Raw genomic sequence first — 21,466 nt, 5'->3', positions numbered from 1 at the left:
CAGCAGATCCTACGGCAGATCGGCCTTACCAGCCCCGCTCTGCGAGTCGGTGTGGCTGTGGGATGTCGTCGACGTTGATGCCGACCATCGCCTCGCCCAGGCCGCGGGAGACCTTGGCCAGCACATCCGGATCGTCGTGGAACGTGGTCGCCTGCACGATCGCGGCCGCCCGTTGCTCGGGATTGCCCGACTTGAAGATGCCCGAACCGACGAAAACGCCCTCGGCACCGAGCTGCATCATCATCGCGGCGTCGGCCGGGGTTGCGATACCGCCGGCGGTGAACAGCGTGACCGGTAGCTTGCCTGCCTCGGCGACCTCCACGACGAGGTCGTACGGTGCTTGCAGTTCCTTTGCCGCGACGAACAATTCGTCCTTGGGCAAGGACGTCAGCCGCCGGATCTCGTCGCGGATCTTGCGCATGTGCGTGGTCGCGTTCGACACGTCACCGGTACCGGCCTCGCCCTTGCTGCGGATCATCGCCGCGCCCTCGGTGATCCGTCGCAGTGCCTCACCGAGATTGGTGGCACCACACACGAAAGGCACCGTGAACTGCCACTTGTCGATGTGGTTCGCGTAGTCGGCCGGAGTCAGGACCTCGGACTCGTCGACGTAGTCCACGCCGAGGCTCTGCAGGATCTGCGCCTCGACGAAATGACCGATCCGGGCCTTGGCCATCACCGGGATGGAGACCTTCGAGATGATCCCGTCGATCATGTCCGGGTCGCTCATCCGTGACACGCCGCCCTGCGCACGGATGTCGGCGGGCACGCGTTCGAGGGCCATGACCGCCACCGCTCCGGCGTCCTCGGCGATCTTGGCCTGCTCCGGGGTGACGACGTCCATGATGACGCCACCCTTGAGCATCTCCGCCATGCCACGCTTCACCCGGGCGGTACCCTGCCCAACGGTCGGCGCCGGATCGCGATGTCCGTTCCCGGCGGCGCCGTTGAGGGTGTTCGGGGCGTCCGGCCCGGGAGTGTTCCCTGACTGGAATTGACTCACTGTGATGTCTCCTGATTTCGTCATTCCGGCACTGGGTGCCGGGTCCGCTTGACGCGGTTGCCCCACAAGTCTAGGCGAGCCACACGACACCGGTCATCGTCGGTCACCCATCGGCCCTGGTGCGGCCGCAGACCGCCTGCGGCGCCTCAGCCGTTGCCGCTGGGGGTGACGCGTTCGATGATCTCGAAGTACTGCGGTAGCTCGGCGGTACCACCGAGGCGCAACCAGCGGACCAGCCGACGTTCGGCCAGGTTGCGGGTGTCACGCACGGCGTCGTTGTAGAACCGTCGAGCCATCATCACGCGCGTCTCGGAATCGGCCAGCTCCACCACCAGACCCTGGGGCCTGGTCTGTGTGTCGGTCTGCGCGAGCAGCGCCGACACCCGGTTCTCCGACTGCTCTCGTGCGTGTGCGGGCGCATGCTCGGCATGGTCGGCCGCCGCGGCCAGCGCTTGCCCTGCCGACCGTGCCTCCTCGTCGTAGCTGACGACCATTCCCGATGCGATCGCCCGCGCAACCACCGCCCGCCTCGCCAGCGCCGCATCGAGCGCCTGGCGTGCGAGATCCACCCGGACGTTGAGCCGGTCGAGACGATTCGCCGTCTGGAACGCCCACCCGCCGGCCAGGACGGCAAGCAGGATGATCACCCCGATCACGAGAATCGTGAGGCCCGATACCGTCATCTGCCCACCTCCTTCAATCGGACACGACGACCGGCCCGGTGCCGACCGTCACTGTGTCGTAGACGCGCAGGATCTGGTCGGCCACCCGCGACCAGTCGTACCGGTCGGCGCGTCGCCTGCCTGCCCTCACCAGCTCTGCCCTGGCCTCGCCGTCGCCGAGCAGTTCGATGACGGCGGCGCCCAGTGCATCCGGCGATCCGGTCGGCACCAGGCGTCCGGCCCGGCCGTCGTCGAGGACGCGGCGGAACGCGTTCAGGTCGCTGGCCACCACCGCGGCACCCGCGGCCATCGCTTCCACGAGCACGATGCCGAAACTCTCCCCGCCGAGGTTGGGCGCGCAGTAGACGTCCGCGGAGCGGAGCGCACGCGCCTTGGTCTTGTCGTCGACCTGGCCCAGGAAGACCAGATGTGACGCCAGTGATCCGGCTCGTCGCCGCAGCGCGCGCTCGCTGCCGCCACCGACGACCAGCACCCGCACGTCGGGGAACTCGGCCACGATCGACGGCAGCGCGCGCATCAGGATGTCGATCCCCTTGCGCGGCTCGTCGTAGCGTCCGAGGAACAGGATCGTGTGCCCCGGCCACGGATAGCCGTCCAGCGGTTCGGCATCCGCGAATCCGCCGACGTCGATACCGTTCGGGATCTCCACCGCGTCGGAGCCCAGTGACTCCATCTGCCAACGGCGCGCGAGCTCGGAAACCGCGATCTTTCCCGAGATCCGCTCGTGGTACGGCCGCAGGATGCCCTGGAAGACGGTCAGCCACATCGAGCGCGTCGTCGACGTGTGGAACGTCGTCACGATGGGACCGGACGCGACCATCAACGACAACATCGAGATGCTCGGTGCGTTCGGTTCGTGCACGTGCAAGACGTCGAAGCCGCTCTCGTCGACCCACTTCCGCAGGCGCAGATAGCCAGTCGGGCTGAAGCTCAACCGGGAGACGGACCCGTTGTACGGGATCGCGAGCGCGGGACCCGCCGAGACCACGTAGTCGGGCAGCCGCGTCTCGTCCGCGGACGGCGCCAGCACGCTCACCTCGTGTCCGCGCCCGATGAACACCTGCGCGAGCTCGACGACATGCGCCTGCACGCCGCCGGGGACGTCGAAGGAATACGGGCAGACCATCCCTATTCTCACCGGTCCGACTCCTCGGCCGGGGAGTCGGACTCGATGCGCGCACGTCGCTCCGACGACCAGTCGGCCTCCCACAGCGGCTGGAGCATGTGCCAGTCCTGCGGGTGCGCGGCGATGTTCTTCTCGAACACGTCCGCCAACGCCTGCGTCGCCGGTCCCACACCGCCCGACACGTCGATCGGCGCCCCGACGGAGATCATCGAGTTCGGTGCGTCGGTGAACCAGTGGTGCACCGGCAGCAGGGCTGCGCCCGTTTCGATGGCCAGCTTCGCCGACCCAGCGGGCATCCGAGTCCTCTCACCGAAGAAGGTCACCGGCACCCCGTGCCGCGCGAGATCACGTTCACCCAGCAGACAGATGACGCCACCCGCCCGCAGTCTCTCGGCGAGCCGGGCGAACGGTGGCTCTTCGCCCCCGCTGAGCGGGAAGATCTCGAAGCCCAGGGATTCCCGGTATTCGACGAACCGCCTGAACAGCGACTCCGGCTCGAGGCGCTCGGCGACCGTCGCGAAGTGTCCGCGGTTCTGCACGAGCCAGACCCCGGCCATGTCCCAGTTCCCGGTGTGCGGGAGGGCCAGGATCACACCTTTCCCGGCCGAGATGGCGGCATCGAGGACCACCTGGTCTGGTCCGGGGACCGTCACCGTCGCCGCTGTCGCGGCGAGATCCTGGACCGGCAAACGGAATGCCTCACACCAGTACCGGGCATACGAACGCACCGCGGCGGCGACGAGGTCGTCTGGCACCTCTTCCGGCGTGGTGCCCACCACCCGGGCGAGATTCCGGCGCAGCTGCGCCGGCCCGCCCTTGCGCCGTCCGGCGAGATCGCCGAACCGGTCGAAGAGCCCGCGCGCCACCGATTCCGGTGCATGACGCACCGCCGCCCACCCGGCCGCGTACCCCAGGTCGGCCATCGTGCCCGCAACCGAGCTCATCGGGCCCTCTCCCCCGTCACCATGTGTGTCAGTGTGCCCCGGCCTGCGGCTGCGTGCCCGTCGTCGGCGGTTCGTCGTCGTCTGCCTTCGCGGTGGCGAGCGGGATCAGGTCGCGCGCGCCCGGCGAGGAGTAGATCGACCACATCCGCTGGCCGACGGTGATGACCGACAACCCGGCGAGCGCCCAGACCGCCACGTGCACAGCCCAATCCAGGCCCAGCCCAGTCAGGCCGGTGCCGACCAGAACGATGATCAGCCGGTCGGGACGTTCGATCCACCCGCCGTCGCCGTTGAGCCCGCTCGCCTCCGCCCGCGCCTTCGCGTACGAGATGACCTGGGAGGTGACCAGACAGATCAAGGTGGCGATCAGCAGCAGTCGGTGCGGCTCGGTCACCGCGCACCACCACGCCAGTCCGGCGAAGATCGCTCCGTCGGCGACGCGATCGCAGGTGCTGTCGAGCACCGCACCGAACTTGGTCCCGCCGCCGCGAGCGCGGGCCATCGCACCGTCGAGCATGTCGAACATCACGAAGAGCCAGATCACCAGGGTGCCGACGAAGAGGTACCCCATCGGGAACAGTGTCAGCGCCGCCGCGATGGTGGCCGCTGTGCCGATCAAGGTCATGATGTCCGGACTGAGGCCGGTACGGAGCAATGCGCGTCCGAGGGGCAATGTCACCTTGGATACCGAGGACCGGCCCCGGATGCTCAGCATCTGACCGCTCCTTTCCTCCCCCGCCCGGCCGGAACCGACGCTGTCGGTGTCACGGCTGGCCCGGCCACGCGTCGGCGAGTAGCGAACGGGTGTCGCGCAGCAACTGTGGCATGACTTTCGTCTCCCCGACAACCGTGATGAAGTTCGCGTCGCCGATCCAGCGCGGCACGATGTGCTGATGGAGGTGCTCGGCGAGTGAGCCACCCGCCGCGTAACCGAGGTTCAGACCGACGTTGAACGCGTTGGGATTCGACACCGACTTGATGGTGCGGATCATCCGCTGCGTGAACGACATCAGTTCGTCGGACTCCTGGGCCGTCAGGTCCTCGAGGTCGGCCACCTGGCGATACGGGACGATCATGGTGTGGCCCGGGTTGTACGGGTAGAGATTGAGCACCGCGTAGACTGCGGCCCCTCTGGCCACCACCAGCCCGTCCTCGTCGGACATGAGGGGGATGTCGAGGAACGGATGCCCGGTCGATTTCGCCGACGGCGGCGGATCGGAGGTGATGTAGGTCATCCGGTGGGGGCTCCAGAGACGCTGCAGCCGATCCGGATCCCCGGTTCCGCAGTCACGGATCTCGCGGTCGCCGGCGGCGTCGCCCTGCTCAGCCATCGGCGGCATCCGATCCGTCGACCCGGTGGTCGAGGGTGTCCGCCGTCGGTGAGTCGTTGCGGCGTTCGGTCACCCAGCCCGTGATGAGGTCGACGGCGTTTGCCACCGGCACCCCGTTGACCTGGGAGCCGTCGCGGAACCGGAAGCTCACCGCGTCGGCATTCACGTCGCGTTCGCCTGCCAGGAGCATGAACGGCACCTTGCCGGTGGTGTGGTTGCGGATCTTCTTCTGCATCCGGTCGTCGGAGTGGTCGACCTCGGCGCGGATGCCCCGCTTCCGGAGCTCGTCGACGACCGCCTGCAGGTGATCCGCGAAGGCCTCGGCAACCGGGATACCGACCACCTGAACGGGTGCCAGCCACGCCGGGAAGGCACCGGCATAGTGCTCGGTGAGGACTCCGAAGAAGCGCTCGATGGACCCGAACAGGGCGCGGTGGATCATCACCGGCCGGTGCTTGGCGCCGTCGGATCCGGTGTACTCGAGCTCGAAACGTTCGGGCTGGTTGAAGTCGAGCTGGATGGTCGACATCTGCCAGTTGCGTCCGAGCGCATCCTTGACCTGAACCGAGATCTTCGGGCCGTAGAACGCCGCGCCGCCGGGATCCGGCACCAGGTCGAGGCCCGATTCGCGGGCGACCTCGGCCAGCGTCTCGGTGGCGATCTCCCACGACTCGTCGTCGCCGACGAACTTCTTCGGGTCCTTGGTGGACAGCTCGAGGTAGTAGTCGTCGAGGCCGTAGTCCTTGAGCAGATCGAGGACGAATGTCAGCAGCGATCGCAGTTCGTCGCGCATCTGGTCGCGGGTGCAGTAGATGTGCGCGTCGTCCTGGGTCATGCCACGCACCCGGGTGAGACCGTGGATGACGCCGGACTTCTCGTATCGGTAGACCGACCCGAACTCGAACAGCCGCAGCGGCAACTCCCGATACGAGCGGCCCCGCGACCGGAAGATCAGGTTGTGCATCGGGCAGTTCATCGGCTTGAGGTAGTAGTCCTGCGCCGGCTTGCGCACGGTTCCGTCGTCGTTGAACTCGGCGTCGAGCTGCATCGGCGGGAACATACCGTCGGCATACCAGTCCAGGTGGCCGGAGACCTCGTAGAGATGCCCCTTGGTGATGTGCGGGGTGTTGACGAACTCGTAGCCGGCATCGATGTGCCGCCGACGCGAGTAGTCCTCCATCTCGGTGCGGATGATCCCGCCCTTGGGATGGAAGACGGGCAGACCGGAGCCCAGTTCATCCGGGAAGCTGAACAGGTCGAGCTCCGCGCCGAGCCTGCGGTGGTCGCGACGTTCGGCTTCGGCGAGCAGTTCGAGATACGCGTCCTGGGCCTCCGCCGACTCCCACGCCGTGCCGTAGATCCGCTGCAGATCGGCGTTGTCCTGGTCGCCTCGCCAATAGGCCGCGGAGCTACGGGTCAGCTTGAAGGCCGAGATGTACTTGGTCGTCGGCACGTGCGGACCGCGGCACAGGTCGCACCAGATGAGTTCACCGGTGCGCGGATTCAGGTTGTCGTAGGCGGTCAGTTCCGCCCCGCCGACCTCCATGATCTCGCTGTCGGCCGCGGCTCCCTTGTCGTCGATCAGTTCGAGCTTGTACGGCTCGGCGGACAGTTCCATCCGCGCCTGGTCCTTCGACGAGTAGACACGCCGCGAGAAGCGCTGACCCGACTTGATGATCTGCTTCATCTTCTTCTCGAGGGCGGTGATGTCCTCGGGGGTGAACGGCTCGGCGACGTCGAAGTCGTAGTAGAAGCCGTCCTTGATCGGTGGCCCGATCCCCAGCTTCGCGTTCGGGAACAGTTCCTGTACGGCCTGCGCCAGGACGTGCGCGCAGGAATGGCGGATCACGCTGCGCCCGGCTTCGGTGTTCGCGGCGACGGGCTCGACGTCGGTGTCGAGATCCGGGACCCACGAGAGGTCACGGAGTTGTCCGGCCGCATCGCGGACCACGACGACCGCGTCCGGCCCCTTGTTGGGCAGGTCGTGGTCGCGAAGCGCCGTACCCGCGGTGGTCCCGGCCGGCACACGGATGGTGGCGGGGGTGGTCACCTGGAGATCGTCGGGCACGAGGACGCTCCTCAGCAGTCAGAACACGATGGACGTGTCGAGGCGGGTTGGTTGCGTATCTGATCGTATCTGCGCCTGTTCGACGACCCGCATCCGCCGACCCGTTCGGCGCGGCGCAGCGGCGTCGTCAGGACAGGATGGGGCTCGCGAGCCAGTCGGCGTCGATGTTCACCCACCCTGCGACCATCCCGATCGCGCCGAGCAGCCACAAGGTCACGACGACGATCGCGGCGGTCCCCAGCCACGCGGCTGCCTGCACCGACCAGTGCTGGCGCTGCATCCAGTCCATGAAGGCGTCGTACCTGCCCCGGGCATAGGTCAGCACCCGGTGCGCCCAGGCGAACTCCGAGGCCAGGATGCCGAGTCCCAGGAACACGATCAGCCAGCCCGGACCGGGATACGGGATGGTGATGATGCCGCACACCAGTACGACCGTCCCGACCACACCGACCACGATGCGGTACGCCAGGTGCAGCTTCGGGTTCCGGCGGATGAGATACCGCCGCTGGCGGCCCCACAGCCGCAACCGCTTCCAGGCCGACATTTTCCCCGCTCCGTGACCGCTCTGACCGAATTCGCCCGCCCAGCCTACGCGACGGACGCCACCGGCTCCGGACGCGCGACGACGTCCTCCTCGCGCTCCCGCCGGCGTAGTCTCGCATCCGCGACCAGGGTGACGACGTTCGTCAGCAACAGCACCAGCGGGTAGCAGCCCGCGTAGAGGATCACCTCCACCCGATCGAACCACTGCGGGTCGGGCCAGCGCGGCATCATGAAGAGCCCCAGGGCGATCGCGTGATCGGACCCCAGCCGCGGGCCGCTCTGGTACCAGTGGTGCCACCACGTGAACGACAGCGTGATCACGGTGGCAGGCGCGAGCCAGCGCCACCACGCCCCGGCCCCGCACTCGACGGACCCTCGGTAAGCGAAATCGAACGCGACGACGAGCAGCGGCACGAACCAGACCCAATGGTGACCCCACGAGAACGGGGACACCGTCGAGGCCGTCATGCCCACGATGGTCACCGCCAGCAGCTCCTGGCCTCTGCGGTGGGCGACCCGAGCCGCCCACAGGCCCAGCATCGCGGCGACCACCGCGATCGGCACCCAGAGCCACGCAGGCGCCTCGTAGACCGGGATGCCCTTCAGCGGATGCGCGAACCGTCGGATGTCGAAGTAGTCCAACAGCTGTGAGATGAATCCGTTGACCGACTGGTTGGCCGGCGAGTCGACCCGACCGATCCGCGTCGCACCGCCGACGTAGTCGGTCCAGTACGCCCACGCGTCCCGCGGGATCACCAGGAACCCGATGGCAATCGTCGCCGCGAACGACGCGACGCCCGTCGCAAGGGCACGCCACTGGCGGTTCACCGCGAAGTAGACGAGGAAGAACGCGGGCGTCAGCTTCACTCCCGCCGCCAGCCCGACACCGACACCCTTGAGTCGCGAGCCCGGCCGCACCAGATCCAGGAGAACGAGATCGGCCAGGATCAGCGCCATCAGGAAGATGTTGATCTGTCCGAGCCAGATCGTCGTGCGCACCGGTTCGAGCACCGTGGAGCAGACCGTCAGGAGGGCCGCGAAAGTCCAGAGGCGCCCGCCGATCCGGTAGCCGAGGCTGCGGAAGCCCAGCACGATCACCCCCAGAAGTGCGGCGAAGGATGCGGTCCACCACACCACCGCCGCAGTCAGCTGGGTCATCAGGGCGAACGGGAGGAACACGACAGCGGAGAACGGTGGATACGTGAAGTCCAGTCGCCAGAGGACCGGCGCGGTGTACAGCGGCCGGTCGTCGAGGACCGTCTGGGCCCCGGCCCGATAGACCCGGAGGTCGGTGAAGTTGTTGAACAGGCCGTAGAACGGATTGCCCGGCGAGACCGCCGTCGCATGCCACACGACCGCGCCGAGTGCTGCCATCGCCGCGACACCGATGAGCCACCAGGCGATCTCGGGCGCGCACCGCCGACTCACCGGGTCGTCAGCGGAGACGCGCACGTGCCGAACCTACTCCCGCAGATCCCGATCCAGCGCGACGAATCGCCGCACTGTCGCAGACACTTTCGGGCGTCACGCGCACGCACGCCGCCGGATCAGGTGCTGACGGTGAGCCGATAGGTGTCCACCCGGACGCCGTCGGCGAGCACATGCTGTTGGTCGGACGCCAACGGGATCGTCTGCTCGGTGTCCGGGAAGACGCGGAATCCGGATCCGAGGATGATCGGGAACACCGTCAGACGGAGCTCGTCGACGAGCCCGTGCTCGAGCAACGCGTGCACCAGCATTCGGCTGCCGGCGACGAGGACCACCCCGTCGATCGCATCCCGCAGACGCCGCACCGACGTCACCACCGGGCCGTCGAGGATGCTCGAGTTGTTCCAGGCGAGGTCGGTCAGCGTCGAAGTCACCACGTACTTGGGCATCGTGTTCATCTTGTCGGCGAAACCGTCGTCGTCCTCGTAGTGCGGCCATGCCCCCGCAAAGGACTCGTAGGTACGCCTGCCCAGCAGATGGGCCTCCGCCTCGATGACCTCGCCGCGCTTGAATTCGCGCAGTTCGGGCGTGTGATACCCGATGGTCCAGCCCGTGTGCGGATAGCCCTCTTCCCCACCGGGTGCCTCCATCACACCGTCGACGGAGACGTATTCGGTCACCACGATCTCGCCCATGTGTCGCTCCCGTACTCCACCGACCGGATGTCGGTGCCGAAGGGACAGACCGACGGGGACCTCACAACTCATCGTCGCGCCGCGAATCGGACATTTCGCTTGACTGTCACTCAAATCAGTGGTTGAGTGACAGTCAAATGAAAATGACACGTACCTACACCCAATCCGGCCGCGCCGACAGCAAGGTCGCCACGCGGGCCCGAATCCTCGACGCCGCGAAGGATCTCTTCCTCGAGAAGGCGTTCGAGGATGTCACCCTCGCGTCGATCGCCAAGGCGGCCGGGGTGTCACACCAGACCGTGCTCAACCACTTCGAGTCCAAGGCCGGCGTGGTGGTCGGGGTCACGGAATTGTTCGCGGAGCAGGCCACTGCGGCTCGCTACACGGCGGCGCCGGGTGACGTCGAAGGCGCCGTCGGCGCTCTGGTCGGCGACTACGAACACATGGGCGACGCGAACGTCCGATGGGCGACGGCTGGAGATCGCTTCCCCGAGCTGGCGACCCAGATGGACGTCGCCCGCGCCGGCCACCGAACCTGGCTGGCGACGATGTTCGGCGCAGCGCTGCCCACGGATCCGGCACGGCGCGAACACATCCTGGATGCACTGCACGCTGCCACCGACGTCTACGTCTGGAAACTGCTCCGACGAGACCTTCGGCGCAGTCGCGCCGAGACCGAGACCACCATGGCCGACCTCGTGGTCGGTGTATTGAGAGGCATCGCACCATGAACGTTCGCACCTACCTCTTCGCACTCGTCGACGGCGGCGGCACCGTGCCCCCCGAACTCGGTGCGGCCCAACGCCTTGTCGAGCGCGGCCATCAGGTCACCGTTCTCGGCGAGGACTCGATGGCATCCGATGTCGCCGCCGCCGGCGCCACCTTCGTCCCGTGGACCGAGGCACCCAACCGCGCCTCGCGCCGCCCCGAGGACGATCCCTACCGGGATTGGGAGTGCACCAATCCGCTCGAGTTGTTCAGTCGCCTCCTCGAGTTCCAGTTCGCCGGCCCGGCCCCGGCGTACGCACGCGACATGGCAGACGCCATCGACACGGTGAAGCCGGATCTGGCGGTGTGCTCCTTCTTCGCCATCGGCGCGATGGTTGCGGCACAGGCCCGCGGGGTCCCGTTCGATGTGCCCTTCCCCAACACGTACCTGCTCCCCGTCGACGGGATGCCTCCGGTCGGTCTCGGTCTGCGTCCGGCCCACGGCCCGGTCACCCGATTTCGTGATCGCATCGTCCGGTCGCTCACGCTGCGGCAATGGAACAAGGGCGTTCCCGCGCTGAACTCCGTGCGCGCGTCGTATGGCCTTCCCCCGGTGCAGGAGTTCTTCGACCAGGTTCACCTGGCCCGCAAACACCTCGTCCTGACCTCTGCCGAATTCGATTTCCCCGCGCAGATGCCACTCCACGTCCGATACGTCGGAGCGGTTCTCGACGATCCGGCCTGGACGTCGGCCACCCCGTGGACACCACCCGCCGGTGACGGACCGTTGATCCTGGTGGCGCTGTCATCGACGTTCCAGGATCAGACGAGCTGTCTGCAACGGGTCATCGATGGACTGGCTGGGCTACCGGTGCGCGGATACGTGACCACCGGGCCCGCCGTCGATCCCGGCATGCTGACCGCCGCCGACAACGTCACCGTCGTCGAGGCGGCGCCGCATTCACAGGTCCTCCCCCACGCGGATGTGGTCATCACCCACGCCGGCCACGGCACGGTGGTGCGAGCACTCGCTGCCGGTGTACCGGTACTCGCACTCCCCCATGGCCGCGATCAGGCCGACAACGCGGTGCGCATCAGCACGCGCGGCGCCGGGATCACACTGTCCCGCAAGGCGAAACCCGGCAAGATCGCCGCAGCCACACAGGGGCTGCTCGACGACCCGGGATATGCCGACGCGGCCGGACGGCTCGGCGCGATCATCCGGCGTGATGCGGAGGCGGGCAGGTTGATCGCCGAACTCGAGGAGATCGAACCGGTTCGGCACGGCGCGAACGGCGACGATCTGATCAGCCCGACGCCGAGTTGAGCCGCGCACCGCTCGAACCCTGCGTGAACAGCGCAAGAACGCCGCACCGTCGCGGTTCGTGCCGGAACGTCGCAGATTTACGGTGCGGCGATCTCATTGAGTGCAAGGCCTCTCCGACCGGCTCGCGACGTTCAGTCGCGTCGTGCTGTTCGACAATCCTTCGCGGGATGTCGCGACCCGCACCGTCCACCGACCGGGGCGGACGGGCGAAAGGCCTCCAGCCTTCGGGAAGAGCCCGGAATCGGGACGAAATGATGTGGAAATAGCACGCGCAGAGGCGAATATCGGTCTGACCTGGTGGTCCCGGCTGGGATCGAACCAGCGACCTTCCCGGTGTGAACGGGACGCTCTTCCACTGAGCCACGGGACCGCGCTCGGCGCGCTCGGCGCCGGTGCACGAGGAGGAAGATTACACGGGTTGGCGCGCGGAACCCAAATCCCCACCCCGTTCTCGTGTCGTCATGTTTCACCGTCGTGACGCGACGCGCTGACCAGGCGATTTGGCTAGGTGCGGAGTGGTCCGATAGTGTTCTGCTTCGCGTCGAGAGCAACAAAAGATCCACAAGATCAGCTCCCGACCATGCGGATGTAGCGCAGCTGGTAGCGCATCACCTTGCCAAGGTGAGGGTCGCGGGTTCGAATCCCGTCATCCGCTCGGCGAGCGAGTCCTCTCGCAATTGGCGGTGTGGCCGAGTGGTGAGGCAACGGCCTGCAAAGCCGTGCACACGGGTTCGATTCCCGTCGCCGCCTCCAAGATCTCCAACTTCATAGTCTCGCGCGATTAGCTCAGTGGGAGAGCGCTTCCCTGACACGGAAGAGGTCACTGGTTCAATCCCAGTATCGCGCACCACTGTCATCGCAGGTCAGGCACCCTTTCGAGGGTGCCTTTCTTGTTGTTGTCCACCACCCGCGCCGCACGGGTCGTCCGTCGTCTCCCGTCGCCGCCCTACCCTGGGACGGTGGGAAAGATCGTCGATACCGAGGAGGTCGCATTGTGAGCTTTCAGGTCCCGGGTCCAGCACATTCCAAGATCGAGGAACTGAACGCGCTCACGCGGCCGCACGGTTTCCATGTCACGACGCCCGGCAGGACCGCGCGGGTGGAGATCGGCGGAGTCGTGCACCACCTCGACAATCCCGATCGGTACCGGGTGATCGTCGCCGCAGATGCCTCGCCGTACATCGACCCGGACACGGGCGCCGACATCTTCACCGAGCAACGCATTCGCGATCTGATCGCACGTTGGGCCGGATCGGTCTAGCCCCTGCAAGTCTCGTGCAACGCAGACGATGTGGCGTCCGCGTCGCGCGACCCGTCAGCGGCCGACGCGCAGAGCCTTTGCCAGCGTCGGCCACGCGCGGTGGAGATCCTGATTCCAGTAACCCCACGAGTGTAGTCCGGCACGGAAGTCGTAGGTCGCCCTGACGCCTGCCCGGTCAGCCTTCTCTCGGAAACTCATCGTGCATCGGAGGACAACACTCTCGAGGATGCCGCCCACGGGCGACGCGATACCGGCGAGCCCGAGCGAGGGATCAGGGAGCCCGTTGCCGACCGCCACATAAATCGGTTTTCCTTTGAGTGCAGAAACACGAGCAGCAGGATCATGCGCCGCCCAGTCCGAGTTACCCAGCGGTCCCCACATGTTGTCGGGGTTGCCGCCGCGGGTGGCCACCGTTGCCGCGGTCGCCTGGCGGAGTTCGGCGCTCCCCTGGTCGAGGCAACCGCTGAATGCCGCGACGCCCGAATAGAGCTCGGGATTCCGTACGGCCAGCGACATCGCGCCCAAAGCCCCCATGGAGAGCCCGCCGATGGCGTTCACCCCGTTTCCACGGAAGCGGGAATCGATGAGCGGCGGCAGTTCCTCGGTCAGAAACGTCTCCCAGCGGTTCAGTCCGAGCACCGGATCCCGCGACGTCCAGTCGGTGTAATACGAACCCGTGCCCCCGATCGGCAGCACGACGTTGACATCCTTGTCGGCCATGAATCGCGCGATGTCGGTCTGGTGAGTCCACCCACTCTCGGTGTAGTTCGTATATACGCCGCCGTCGATACCGTCGAGAAGGTAGAGCGTCGGCCGTGGCGTCCCCTGATCCCGCGGAAGAAGCACCGACAGGTTGATGGGCCTCCCCATCGCGGCTGAATAGACCGTCACCGTCGCGCGTGCCGGCGACGACATGGTGACGGCGACGAACCTCGCCCCGCCTGCAGCCGGCGTCGACACGTCCGGCCCCGGTTCCGCCCCCGCGGACGGGGCTCCCGTCAGCGCGCCCACGATCGCGATGCACACGGCAACGCCCATGACGACAGGTTTCCGCCACATGGTGGTCTTCCCCATTTCCCCCAGCCCGCCCGGCACTCCCCCAACCTGCGCCCGTCAGGGACGGCGATGCGACGTATGACTACCAGGCGCGGACAGCCACCGGCACAGGCTGACCGCGACAAGTGAACCACGATTGGCGCGGTCACGGGCACTGATTGCGGGTGTCTCCCTCACCACCACCGACACCATCCGACCACCGGGTCCCGGCCGTCGTGGACCTCACGCCGTCATCAACGGACGAAATGACGGGGATTCGCGACCCGAAGGCGAGCGGACACCGCCGCCGACATCGCGTGCCGGACATCGGCCGCCGTCGGGTCGACGTCTCCGGCGCGGATCGCCTGCGCGAGCGCCACCTCGTCGGCGAAACCCAGTGCCGCCAGACCATCCGTGACGGCGACTTGGTATGCGCTGCTGCCGATCTCGCGATCAACCGTGCCGAGCAGATTGAGGCAGATCTTGAGCAGATACTTCTCACGTCCACTCTCGGCCGGCAGCGCAGCCAGGACGTCAGCTCGGAGCGTCTCGGACACCAAGTCGAGAATCTCGGTCAGCGCGGGCCGATCATGCACCCCGCTGTTCTCGGCCGTCACCTCCGCGTCGTGAGCAGTGTCGTCGAGTAGATCCAACGCGAGCAACAGGTCGTACTCCGATTCGCAGACCCGGCGACCGACGGCCGCCAGTTCCAGCGAGTGTTCGGCGCCGCCGAGGTGCCGGTAGGCCTGAAATCGACTGAGCACCAACCACCGAAGTGTTCCGAAGACCTCCCACCAGTGCAGCTCGTCGGGGTCGGGGCGATCCCCGGTGACGTCACGATAACCGTCCAGCAGGTCCTCGCGTGAGCCGATCCCGGCCACCGGCGCCGATTGGCCGAAGCGCCAGGCGCGCACGCACAGCCACCCCAGATCCTCGATCGGGTCCCCGAGATGCGCCAGCTCCCAATCCAGGACACCACGGATACCCGCGCCGTCGATCAGGAGGTTTCCCATGCGGAAATCGCCGTGCACCAAGGTGTTCGGCCGACGGTCGGGCCGATGGTCGCGAAGCCATCGCAGACCGGTCTCGACGGCGGGCCGCGGATCGTCGACGTCGTGGTAGATCGTCTCGATGAGATCGACCGGATCGCGATCGTCGAGCATGTCGAGCGTTCCGGTCGGAGTGCGATGGATCAACCCCAGCACCCGACCCATGTCCCGGGCGAGGTGACCACGAACGGTGGCGAAATCCTCGTCCCGCTGGATCTTGCGGGCGATCGCCTCACCGTCGACCATGTCGGTCACGAGATAGGGGGCGTCGATCCCCGGCGCGTCGTCGCCCGCGGCGATCAATCTCGGCACCGGGACGCCTGCGTCGGCCGCGGCCCTCAGACAGGCTGCCTCGGCTCGCATCCTGGCCGGTTCGCCATGACCGGGTGGGTCACGCCGCAGCACCACCGTGCGTTCGCCTCCACCGGAGTGTGTGCGGGCCGCCCAGGTCTCCCGACTGGCGCCACCGGTGAGCCGGCGAACGTCGTCGACGACGAACTCCGCACCGGTGGCCTCCGCCAGCACGGCCCCGATCCCGGCCGCGAGCGCCTCAATGCTGTCGCTCATCGCGCTCACCGCCACGGCGCGGCGTTGGGATCGCGGAGCAACCGGCGCGCGGTCGACATCCGATGCACCTCATCCGGACCGTCGTAGACGCGCGCGTAGCGGGCCTGTCGGTACATCCGCTCCAGTGGGGTGTCGGCGGTCAGCCCGAGAGCACCGTGCACCTGGATGGAGCGGTCGATCACGTTGTGGAGCATCCGTGCACCCCAGAACTTGATCAGGCCGATCTGAACGCGCGCATCGTCGCCGGTGTCCATCACCCGGGCGGCATCGAGGGTCATCAGGCGGGCCGCCTGGATCTCCGCCGCCGACTCCGAGATGTATCGGTGGATCTCGCCCTTCTCGGCCAGCAACGAGCCGTGGACGAAGCGGGAATTGGCTCGCTCACACATCAATTCGTATGCACGCTGGGCCTGGCCGAGCCACCGCATGCAGTGGAAGATCCGGCCCGGGCCGAGCCGGTCCTGCGCGATCACGAAGCCCTTACCCCGTTCGCCGAGGAGATTCTCCCGGGGAACCCGGACATCGGTCAGACGGACTTCGAAGTGGTCACTCGGGTCATGGCCCATCGTCGGTATCGCCCGGACGATCTCGAATCCCGGAGTGTCGGTCGGCACGATGATCGAGCTGATCCGCGCATGTCGGGGCGCCGACTCGTCCTCGGTCCGCGCGAACACGGAGCAATACGCCGCGCGGTTGACGCCGGTGGTGAACCACTTGTGGCCATTGATCACCCAGGTGTCGCCGTCGAGTTCCGCGCGGGTCGCGATCAGTGTCGGATCGGATCCGGCGACCTCGGGCTCGGTCAGTCCCACCGACGGGAGCAGGTCCCCGGCGACCATGCCGGGGATCCACCTGCGCTGCTGTTCCTCGGTGCCATGCTTGTGCAGCATGATGGTGTCCTGCATGGTCACCGAACCGACCGCGAGCTGACCGAACTCCGATCGTCCGATGATCTCGTTCAGATAGACGAAGTCGATGAACGGCACACCCCCGCCGCCGACCTCCGACGGGTGGCCGAGTGCCCACAGGCCGAGTTCCTTGGCGCGCGAGCGCAATTCGTCGAGAACCTTGGCCGACGCGTCGTCTTCGCCGGTCAGTTCGCGCTCGCGGGGGATCACCTCGTCGTCAATGAATGCGCGCATGCGGGCGCAGAGTCGGGTCAGGTCGTCGCCGGGTACGGAAGTCGCCAGATCGGTCATGTGTGCTCTTTCTGATGGGAGTCGGATTGCATCCTGGCCGCGCGGCGTCGGGCCGCGATGGCATGCAGAGGGCCGAGGTGTGCCGAATCGGCGTATTCGTCGATGCGGCAGATCATGCCGTCGGTGACGGTGACGAACAGGGCCGCCGGAATCGACAGCTCGGTCCCGTCGGTGAGGACGCCGGTCAGCACGTGCTGCTGGACGAATCCGCCGTCGTGGACGATCCGGTGGACGTCGCGGTATCGCAGCGCGGCGACCGTCCGGGAGAGCCATCGGAGCACTCGGAGATTCTCGTCGACGGTCTGCACGGTCCGATCCTCGTTGTGCCAGATCACCGCGTCGTCGGCGTACATCGCGCGCACCGTATCGCCGTCACCGGACTCGATCGCCGTGAAGAAGCGATCCGCGAGCTCGTCGATCGTCATCGATCTCCCCGTTCATCTCGGGCCGCCCATGCCGGCCTGCCCTATCCTCGGTCGTCGAGACCCAATGCGCCCAAACACATCTGGTCGAGGGTGTCGAGCAACTTCGTCTCGTCGGCGTCCTCGCCCTGGACCAGCCACAGATACAGGCTGTGATCGACCATCGCCGCCATCGCCCGCGCAGCCATGGTGGGGTCGAGCGCGGCCCGCGCACGGCCCTCGTCCTGCCATCGTCTGATGGCTGCGGCCGTCCGGTCGATCCACTGGGCCCGATGCTGGTGCCGCAACTCCCGGAACTCGGAGTTGAAGGTCGCGACCTGTTCGACGATGGCCATCATGCGAGCGTTGCGGCGATACGCCTGGTAATAGGCGCGATTGGAGGCGATCAACCGCTCAGCAGGCGTCTCGCCCGGTGCCGACGGTTCGCGGAGATGGACATCGACGAACAGCCGCGTACTCAGTTCTCGGAAGATCTCTTCTTTCGATTCGAAGTACCGGTAGAAGGTGCCGTAGGAGACCTCGGCCTCCTGCGCGATCAACTCGACCCGGGCGTCGAGGAAGCCGACGCGTTCGAAGACCCGAGTGGCGGCGTCAAGGAGCGAGTCACGGGTCGCCCTCCCCCGCGGCGACAGCGAATCAACCGGTGCTGTCGGGGTGTTGACAGACGACTTCGCCACGTTCAAGACTATCCAAGAAGATGACATGACAGTCAAGTCATGTTCGGGAAGGAGCTCCATGTCGACCACGAACCCCAAGTTCGAACTCCGCGGCATCAATCACCTGGCATTGGTGTGTGCCGACATGCGCCGGACGATCGACTTCTACTCGGGCGTGCTCGGTATGCCCTTGGTCAAGACGCTCGACCTGCCGGCCGGACTCGGACAGCATTTCTTCTTCGATTGCGGCGGCGGAAACACGGTGGCGTTCTTCTGGCTGGCGGACTCCCCTGAGGCCGCACCCGGAATCGCCGCGCCCAAGGGGCGGCCCGACGAAGGCGAACTCGCCAGCGCAGTCGGGTCGATGAACCATGTGGCGTTCGCCGTGCCGCCGGAACAGTTCGACGAGTACCGATCCCGACTGGAGGCCGAGGGGGTCGCGGTCAGCCCGGTGCTCAACCACGACGACAGCCCGGCTGGCGTCTCGCGCCATGTTCACCCGGGCACCTTCGTGCGGTCGTTCTACTTCCAGGACCCCGACGGTGTTCTCTTGGAGTTCGCCTGCTGGACAAGAGAGTTCACCGACGCGGATGTGTCTCACGAACCGAAGACCGCGGCCGACCGTCACGTTCGCGCATCCAACTGACCTGCACCACCGAGAAAGGAACCCGATGCCACGCCTGCCCGAGGTCCATCGCGCCGACGTCACCGACGAGAAGATCCTCTACTTCTACGATCACCTCTTCGGAAAGGACAAGGACCCGGCCGTCGACCACGGCACCATCCACGCGACCCCGGGCGACTGGTGGACCGTCTTCGCCCAGTCCCCCGCCGTGTTCGGTCACGCGGTGCGCGGATTCGCCCTGTACCGCAACTCGACCGTCGATCCGCTGCTGCGTGAACTCGGCCAGGGCCGGGCGGGGTATGCACGTGGCAGCCAGTTCGTCTTCTCGCAGCATTGCAAGCAGATGCGATCGCTCGGGATGCCCGAGGACAAGATCGCGGCCATCCCGGCGTGGCAGGTCAGCGACCTGTTCTCCCCGCTCGAGCGGGCGGTGCTCGCCTACACCGACGCCCTCGTGCTCGACGGCGGGCGGGTACCGGACGGTGTGTTCGACGTGCTCGCCGAACAGCTGCCGCCGGATCAGATCCTCCAGCTGACCTACATCACCGCGATGTACGACATGCACGCGACGATGAGCAAGGCACTCAAGCTCGAGTTCGACGATGTCCCGGAACGGATCACCGAGGTGCAGGTGCCCGAGGGCGTGGAGGTGGCGGACCTGTCCGCCGATCTCGCGGGCGAGTAGACCCTCCTCACCATTCGTCGGTGCGTAGGGTGACGTCCATGGATTTCGAGTCCGTGTTCACCGGCGTCGCAGTGGCGTTCGAGGTGATCGGCGCGCTCGCGATGATCGTCGGATTCGTCATCGCGGTGGTGCTCGGCGCCCGATCGTTGCTCCGCGACGATGGTGGGCGGGTCGCGTTCGGCATCCTCCGGAACACCCTCGGCGCCGCGATCCTCCTCGGGCTCGAAGTCTTGGTGGCCGCCGACCTCATCCGCACCATCACATCCAAGCCGTCCATCGAGGACGCGTTGATCCTCGGCCTCATCGTGCTGATCCGGACGGTCCTGTCCATGTCGATCCAGATCGAGATCGACGGTGTGGTGCCCTGGCGGCGGGCAATACTCACCAGCGGTGGACAACTCATCGGCGACGCGGTGGCCCGGGACGCGCAGGCCGCACGACGCTCTGGTGGGCTTCCGCCGGATGCCGCCCCGACGACCGGCGAGTGACCGTCTCACGCCTGGCGTAGATTGCGAAGGTGCCCGTCGCAGCATTGATCGAGACCGTCACCGATCCGGCCCAGGCGAGTGCCGTCGCCGAGGTGGCGGCAGCCACCTTCCCCCTGGCGTGTCCACCGCACTCGACGTCGGAGGACATCGCGGGGTTCATCCGGGAGAACCTGCGCCCCGAGCGGTTCGCCGCGTACATCCACAGTCCCGACAGCGATGTACTCACGGCGCGGGACGGCGTCGGTGGTCCGATCGTGGGCTACGCGTTGATCCACCACTGTGCCCCGGCCCACCCGGATGTGGCGGCGGTGGTCACCGCGCGGCCGGTCACCGAGATCTCCAAGATGTATGTCGCACCCGACCATCACGCGCTCGGGCGCGACACCCCGCCGTCGCACGAGTTGATGCGTGCCGCACTGGATCTGGCGAGGGAGCGAGGGAGCGTACTGGCGTGGCTGGGCGTCAACCAGGAAAACGTTCGCGCACTTCGCTTCTACGCGAAAATGGGATTCACCCGGGCAGGCGTGAAGACCTTCGACCTCAACGGGTCGATCGAGCACGACTTCATCATGGCGCAGCCGTTGAACTGACCGGGCACACCCGTCACACGGCGGATTCGGCGAACCGCGACAACGCGAGCAGACGGGAGGTCGCGCGCAGATACTTCTTGCGATACCCGCCTGCGAGCATCTCCTCGGTGAAGATCTCGTCGAGTTTGCTGCCCGACACGGTCACCGGGATGTTGGCGTCGTAGAGGCGGTCGGCCAGCACGACGAGACGCAGCGCCACCGACTGGTCCTTCGCCGGATGCACACCGCGGATGCACACCAGCGAGATACCGGCGACCAAATCCTTGTACTTCGACGGGTGCAACGTGCTCAGGTGCTCACACAGCGCGTCGAAATCGTCGAGCGTGGCGTCCGGTGTCGAGTCGGCCACTTCTGCGAGCTCTGCGTCACTGCGGGGCTCCGGAGCGGGCGGGAGGTCGCGGTGCCGGTAGTCGGGGCCGTCCACCCGGATCGTCTCGAAGACCGCCGACAGCTTGCGGATCTCCCGCAGGAAATCCTGCGCGGCGAATCGACCCTCGCCGAGCTGACCGGGGAGCGTGTTGGAGGTCGCGGCGATCGAGACCCCCTTCGCAGTGAGCTCGGTCAGCAGTCGCGACACCAGCATCGTGTCGCCCGGGTCGTCGAGCTCGAACTCGTCGATGCACAGCACCGTGTGATCGGAGAGCCGTTCGACCGCGTTGACGAATCCGAGGGCACCCACCACATGGGTCACCTCGACGAAGGTCGCGAACGCCTTCGGTTCCGGCATCGAGTGGTAGATCGACGCCAGCAGGTGGGTCTTGCCGACACCGAACCCGCCGTCGAGGTAGAGGCCGACCCCCTGAGCGGTCGATTTGCGCGAGAAGAGGCCACGCTTGCCGCCCCGGACCTTGCTTGCGCGTGCGACGAAATCCCGCGCCTTCGACACCGCCTGTGCCTGTGAGGGCTCGGCGGGATCCGGGATGTACGAGTCGAAGCTGACCGTGTCGAAGGTCGACGGTGGCACCATCTCGTCGATGAGCGCCTCGGGGGCGACCATCGGATTCCGATCACAGAGTCGTGCCGTCATATGGGG

General features: G+C 66.9%; 23 protein-coding genes and 4 tRNA genes. 10 read left to right on the top strand and 17 right to left on the bottom strand.

The features are described 5' to 3' along the window. Positions 1-25: 25 nt before the first annotated feature. The 10 genes from pdxS to OVA31_RS22080 form a co-directional block, all read right to left on the bottom strand. Positions 26-1,003 carry a pyridoxal 5'-phosphate synthase lyase subunit PdxS gene (pdxS, locus tag OVA31_RS22125; protein WP_164307983.1) on the bottom strand — a complete coding sequence of 326 codons (978 nt, stop codon included), beginning with the start codon at positions 1,001-1,003 and terminating at the stop codon, positions 26-28. A 146-nt stretch (positions 1,004-1,149) separates the two neighbouring features. Further along, positions 1,150-1,686, bottom strand: a complete 537-nt coding sequence (locus OVA31_RS22120) for an NUDIX hydrolase (RefSeq protein WP_267628685.1) — start codon at positions 1,684-1,686, stop codon at positions 1,150-1,152. Between the two features lie 13 nt (positions 1,687-1,699). After that, positions 1,700-2,824, bottom strand: coding sequence for a glycosyltransferase family 4 protein (locus OVA31_RS22115; RefSeq protein WP_267628684.1), 1,125 nt, complete (start codon positions 2,822-2,824; stop codon positions 1,700-1,702). Continuing rightward, a complete protein-coding gene (locus tag OVA31_RS22110; protein ID WP_267628683.1) occupies positions 2,821-3,756 on the bottom strand; it encodes a phosphatidylinositol mannoside acyltransferase in 936 nt (311 codons plus the stop codon). The genes OVA31_RS22115 and OVA31_RS22110 overlap by 4 nt, the downstream gene beginning before the upstream one ends. Before the next feature lie 28 nt (positions 3,757-3,784). Then, positions 3,785-4,471, bottom strand: a complete 687-nt coding sequence (gene pgsA, locus OVA31_RS22105) for a phosphatidylinositol phosphate synthase (protein ID WP_267628682.1) — start codon at positions 4,469-4,471, stop codon at positions 3,785-3,787. 49 nt (positions 4,472-4,520) lie between these two features. Further along, positions 4,521-5,087, bottom strand: coding sequence for an HIT family protein (locus OVA31_RS22100; RefSeq protein WP_267628681.1), 567 nt, complete (start codon positions 5,085-5,087; stop codon positions 4,521-4,523). Next, complete coding sequence (gene thrS, locus OVA31_RS22095) at positions 5,080-7,155, bottom strand: threonine--tRNA ligase (protein WP_267628680.1); 2,076 nt, start codon at positions 7,153-7,155, stop codon at positions 5,080-5,082. The genes OVA31_RS22100 and thrS overlap by 8 nt, the downstream gene beginning before the upstream one ends. Positions 7,156-7,282: 127 nt before the next feature. Then, a complete protein-coding gene (locus OVA31_RS22090; RefSeq protein WP_267628679.1) occupies positions 7,283-7,699 on the bottom strand; it encodes a TIGR02611 family protein in 417 nt (138 codons plus the stop codon). 44 nt (positions 7,700-7,743) lie between these two features. Next, complete coding sequence (locus tag OVA31_RS22085; RefSeq protein WP_267631653.1) at positions 7,744-9,072, bottom strand: glycosyltransferase 87 family protein; 1,329 nt, start codon at positions 9,070-9,072, stop codon at positions 7,744-7,746. A gap of 173 nt (positions 9,073-9,245) precedes the next feature. Beyond that, positions 9,246-9,821, bottom strand: coding sequence for a dihydrofolate reductase family protein (locus OVA31_RS22080; protein ID WP_267628678.1), 576 nt, complete (start codon positions 9,819-9,821; stop codon positions 9,246-9,248). A gap of 143 nt (positions 9,822-9,964) precedes the next feature. Between OVA31_RS22080 and OVA31_RS22075 the strand changes: the two genes are divergently transcribed. Together OVA31_RS22075 and OVA31_RS22070 are read left to right on the top strand one after the other, a co-directional pair. After that, positions 9,965-10,552, top strand: coding sequence for a TetR/AcrR family transcriptional regulator (locus tag OVA31_RS22075; protein WP_267628677.1), 588 nt, complete (start codon positions 9,965-9,967; stop codon positions 10,550-10,552). After that, positions 10,549-11,856 carry a glycosyltransferase gene (locus OVA31_RS22070; RefSeq protein ID WP_267628676.1) on the top strand — a complete coding sequence of 436 codons (1,308 nt, stop codon included), beginning with the start codon at positions 10,549-10,551 and terminating at the stop codon, positions 11,854-11,856. Before OVA31_RS22075 ends, OVA31_RS22070 begins: the two co-directional genes overlap by 4 nt. Positions 11,857-12,151: 295 nt before the next feature. Here the strand turns inward: OVA31_RS22070 and OVA31_RS22065 are convergent. Continuing rightward, positions 12,152-12,226 (bottom strand) — tRNA-Val (locus OVA31_RS22065). A 212-nt stretch (positions 12,227-12,438) separates the two neighbouring features. Between OVA31_RS22065 and OVA31_RS22060 the strand changes: the two genes are divergently transcribed. The 4 genes from OVA31_RS22060 (at position 12,439) to OVA31_RS22045 (ending at position 13,117) form a co-directional block, all read left to right on the top strand. Next, positions 12,439-12,511, top strand: a tRNA-Gly gene (locus OVA31_RS22060). A gap of 24 nt (positions 12,512-12,535) precedes the next feature. After that, positions 12,536-12,609: transfer RNA gene (locus tag OVA31_RS22055), tRNA-Cys, on the top strand. A 22-nt stretch (positions 12,610-12,631) separates the two neighbouring features. Continuing rightward, positions 12,632-12,706 (top strand) — tRNA-Val (locus OVA31_RS22050). Between the two features lie 144 nt (positions 12,707-12,850). Beyond that, positions 12,851-13,117 carry a hypothetical protein gene (locus OVA31_RS22045; protein WP_267628675.1) on the top strand — a complete coding sequence of 89 codons (267 nt, stop codon included), beginning with the start codon at positions 12,851-12,853 and terminating at the stop codon, positions 13,115-13,117. A 54-nt stretch (positions 13,118-13,171) separates the two neighbouring features. Here the strand turns inward: OVA31_RS22045 and OVA31_RS22040 are convergent, their stop codons facing one another. From OVA31_RS22040 to OVA31_RS22020, 5 genes are all read right to left on the bottom strand, one after another. Continuing rightward, a complete protein-coding gene (locus OVA31_RS22040; protein WP_267628674.1) occupies positions 13,172-14,155 on the bottom strand; it encodes an alpha/beta hydrolase in 984 nt (327 codons plus the stop codon). A 251-nt stretch (positions 14,156-14,406) separates the two neighbouring features. Next, positions 14,407-15,768, bottom strand: a complete 1,362-nt coding sequence (locus OVA31_RS22035; protein WP_267628673.1) for a phosphotransferase family protein — start codon at positions 15,766-15,768, stop codon at positions 14,407-14,409. A gap of 5 nt (positions 15,769-15,773) precedes the next feature. Further along, positions 15,774-16,967, bottom strand: coding sequence for an acyl-CoA dehydrogenase family protein (locus OVA31_RS22030; protein ID WP_267628672.1), 1,194 nt, complete (start codon positions 16,965-16,967; stop codon positions 15,774-15,776). Further along, complete coding sequence (locus OVA31_RS22025) at positions 16,964-17,392, bottom strand: nuclear transport factor 2 family protein (RefSeq protein ID WP_267628671.1); 429 nt, start codon at positions 17,390-17,392, stop codon at positions 16,964-16,966. Before OVA31_RS22025 ends, OVA31_RS22030 begins: the two co-directional genes overlap by 4 nt. Before the next feature lie 41 nt (positions 17,393-17,433). Further along, positions 17,434-18,066, bottom strand: coding sequence for a TetR/AcrR family transcriptional regulator (locus OVA31_RS22020; RefSeq protein WP_267628670.1), 633 nt, complete (start codon positions 18,064-18,066; stop codon positions 17,434-17,436). 58 nt (positions 18,067-18,124) lie between these two features. Here OVA31_RS22020 and OVA31_RS22015 point away from each other — a divergent pair, with 58 nt between their 5' ends. The 4 genes from OVA31_RS22015 to OVA31_RS22000 are packed head-to-tail and all read left to right on the top strand — an operon-like array spanning position 18,125 to position 20,433. Next, the gene (locus OVA31_RS22015) at positions 18,125-18,691 is read left to right on the top strand and encodes a VOC family protein (protein WP_190268292.1); all 567 of its coding nucleotides are present in this window, start codon (positions 18,125-18,127) and stop codon (positions 18,689-18,691) included. 25 nt (positions 18,692-18,716) lie between these two features. After that, on the top strand, positions 18,717-19,355 hold the full coding sequence (locus OVA31_RS22010; RefSeq protein WP_267628669.1) for a carboxymuconolactone decarboxylase family protein: 639 nt from the start codon (positions 18,717-18,719) through the stop codon (positions 19,353-19,355). Positions 19,356-19,393: 38 nt separating this feature from the next. Further along, positions 19,394-19,843: a DUF1622 domain-containing protein gene (locus OVA31_RS22005; RefSeq protein ID WP_267628668.1), complete on the top strand. Its 450-nt coding sequence runs from the start codon at positions 19,394-19,396 to the stop codon at positions 19,841-19,843. Between the two features lie 29 nt (positions 19,844-19,872). Further along, the gene (locus OVA31_RS22000; RefSeq protein WP_267628667.1) at positions 19,873-20,433 is read left to right on the top strand and encodes a GNAT family N-acetyltransferase; all 561 of its coding nucleotides are present in this window, start codon (positions 19,873-19,875) and stop codon (positions 20,431-20,433) included. A gap of 13 nt (positions 20,434-20,446) precedes the next feature. Here the strand turns inward: OVA31_RS22000 and zapE are convergent, their stop codons facing one another. Continuing rightward, a complete protein-coding gene (gene zapE / locus OVA31_RS21995) occupies positions 20,447-21,460 on the bottom strand; it encodes a cell division protein ZapE (RefSeq protein ID WP_267628666.1) in 1,014 nt (337 codons plus the stop codon). Positions 21,461-21,466: the final 6 nt, after the last annotated feature.

Source organism: Gordonia sp. SL306 (assembly GCF_026625785.1).
Classification (GTDB): Bacteria; Actinomycetota; Actinomycetes; order Mycobacteriales; family Mycobacteriaceae; genus Gordonia.
The sequence above is the reverse complement of the archived record's forward strand: the minus strand, read 5'-3'. Positions and strand labels throughout refer to the sequence as shown.

Coding starts and splice junctions, on each gene's coding strand:
- OVA31_RS22120 (WP_267628685.1), bottom strand. CDS start 1,686: ATGACGGTATCGGGCCTCACGATTCTCGTGATCGGGGTGATCATCCTG.
- OVA31_RS22110 (WP_267628683.1), bottom strand. CDS start 3,756: ATGAGCTCGGTTGCGGGCACGATGGCCGACCTGGGGTACGCGGCCGGG.
- pgsA (WP_267628682.1), bottom strand. CDS start 4,471: ATGCTGAGCATCCGGGGCCGGTCCTCGGTATCCAAGGTGACATTGCCC.
- OVA31_RS22100 (WP_267628681.1), bottom strand. CDS start 5,087: ATGGCTGAGCAGGGCGACGCCGCCGGCGACCGCGAGATCCGTGACTGC.
- OVA31_RS22090 (WP_267628679.1), bottom strand. CDS start 7,699: ATGTCGGCCTGGAAGCGGTTGCGGCTGTGGGGCCGCCAGCGGCGGTAT.
- OVA31_RS22085 (WP_267631653.1), bottom strand. CDS start 9,072: ATGGCAGCACTCGGCGCGGTCGTGTGGCATGCGACGGCGGTCTCGCCG.
- OVA31_RS22080 (WP_267628678.1), bottom strand. CDS start 9,821: ATGGGCGAGATCGTGGTGACCGAATACGTCTCCGTCGACGGTGTGATG.
- OVA31_RS22075 (WP_267628677.1), top strand. CDS start 9,965: ATGACACGTACCTACACCCAATCCGGCCGCGCCGACAGCAAGGTCGCC.
- OVA31_RS22070 (WP_267628676.1), top strand. CDS start 10,549: ATGAACGTTCGCACCTACCTCTTCGCACTCGTCGACGGCGGCGGCACC.
- OVA31_RS22040 (WP_267628674.1), bottom strand. CDS start 14,155: ATGGGCGTTGCCGTGTGCATCGCGATCGTGGGCGCGCTGACGGGAGCC.
- OVA31_RS22035 (WP_267628673.1), bottom strand. CDS start 15,768: ATGAGCGACAGCATTGAGGCGCTCGCGGCCGGGATCGGGGCCGTGCTG.
- OVA31_RS22030 (WP_267628672.1), bottom strand. CDS start 16,967: ATGACCGATCTGGCGACTTCCGTACCCGGCGACGACCTGACCCGACTC.
- OVA31_RS22025 (WP_267628671.1), bottom strand. CDS start 17,392: ATGACGATCGACGAGCTCGCGGATCGCTTCTTCACGGCGATCGAGTCC.
- OVA31_RS22015 (WP_190268292.1), top strand. CDS start 18,125: ATGTCGACCACGAACCCCAAGTTCGAACTCCGCGGCATCAATCACCTG.
- OVA31_RS22010 (WP_267628669.1), top strand. CDS start 18,717: ATGCCACGCCTGCCCGAGGTCCATCGCGCCGACGTCACCGACGAGAAG.
- OVA31_RS22005 (WP_267628668.1), top strand. CDS start 19,394: ATGGATTTCGAGTCCGTGTTCACCGGCGTCGCAGTGGCGTTCGAGGTG.
- zapE (WP_267628666.1), bottom strand. CDS start 21,460: ATGACGGCACGACTCTGTGATCGGAATCCGATGGTCGCCCCCGAGGCG.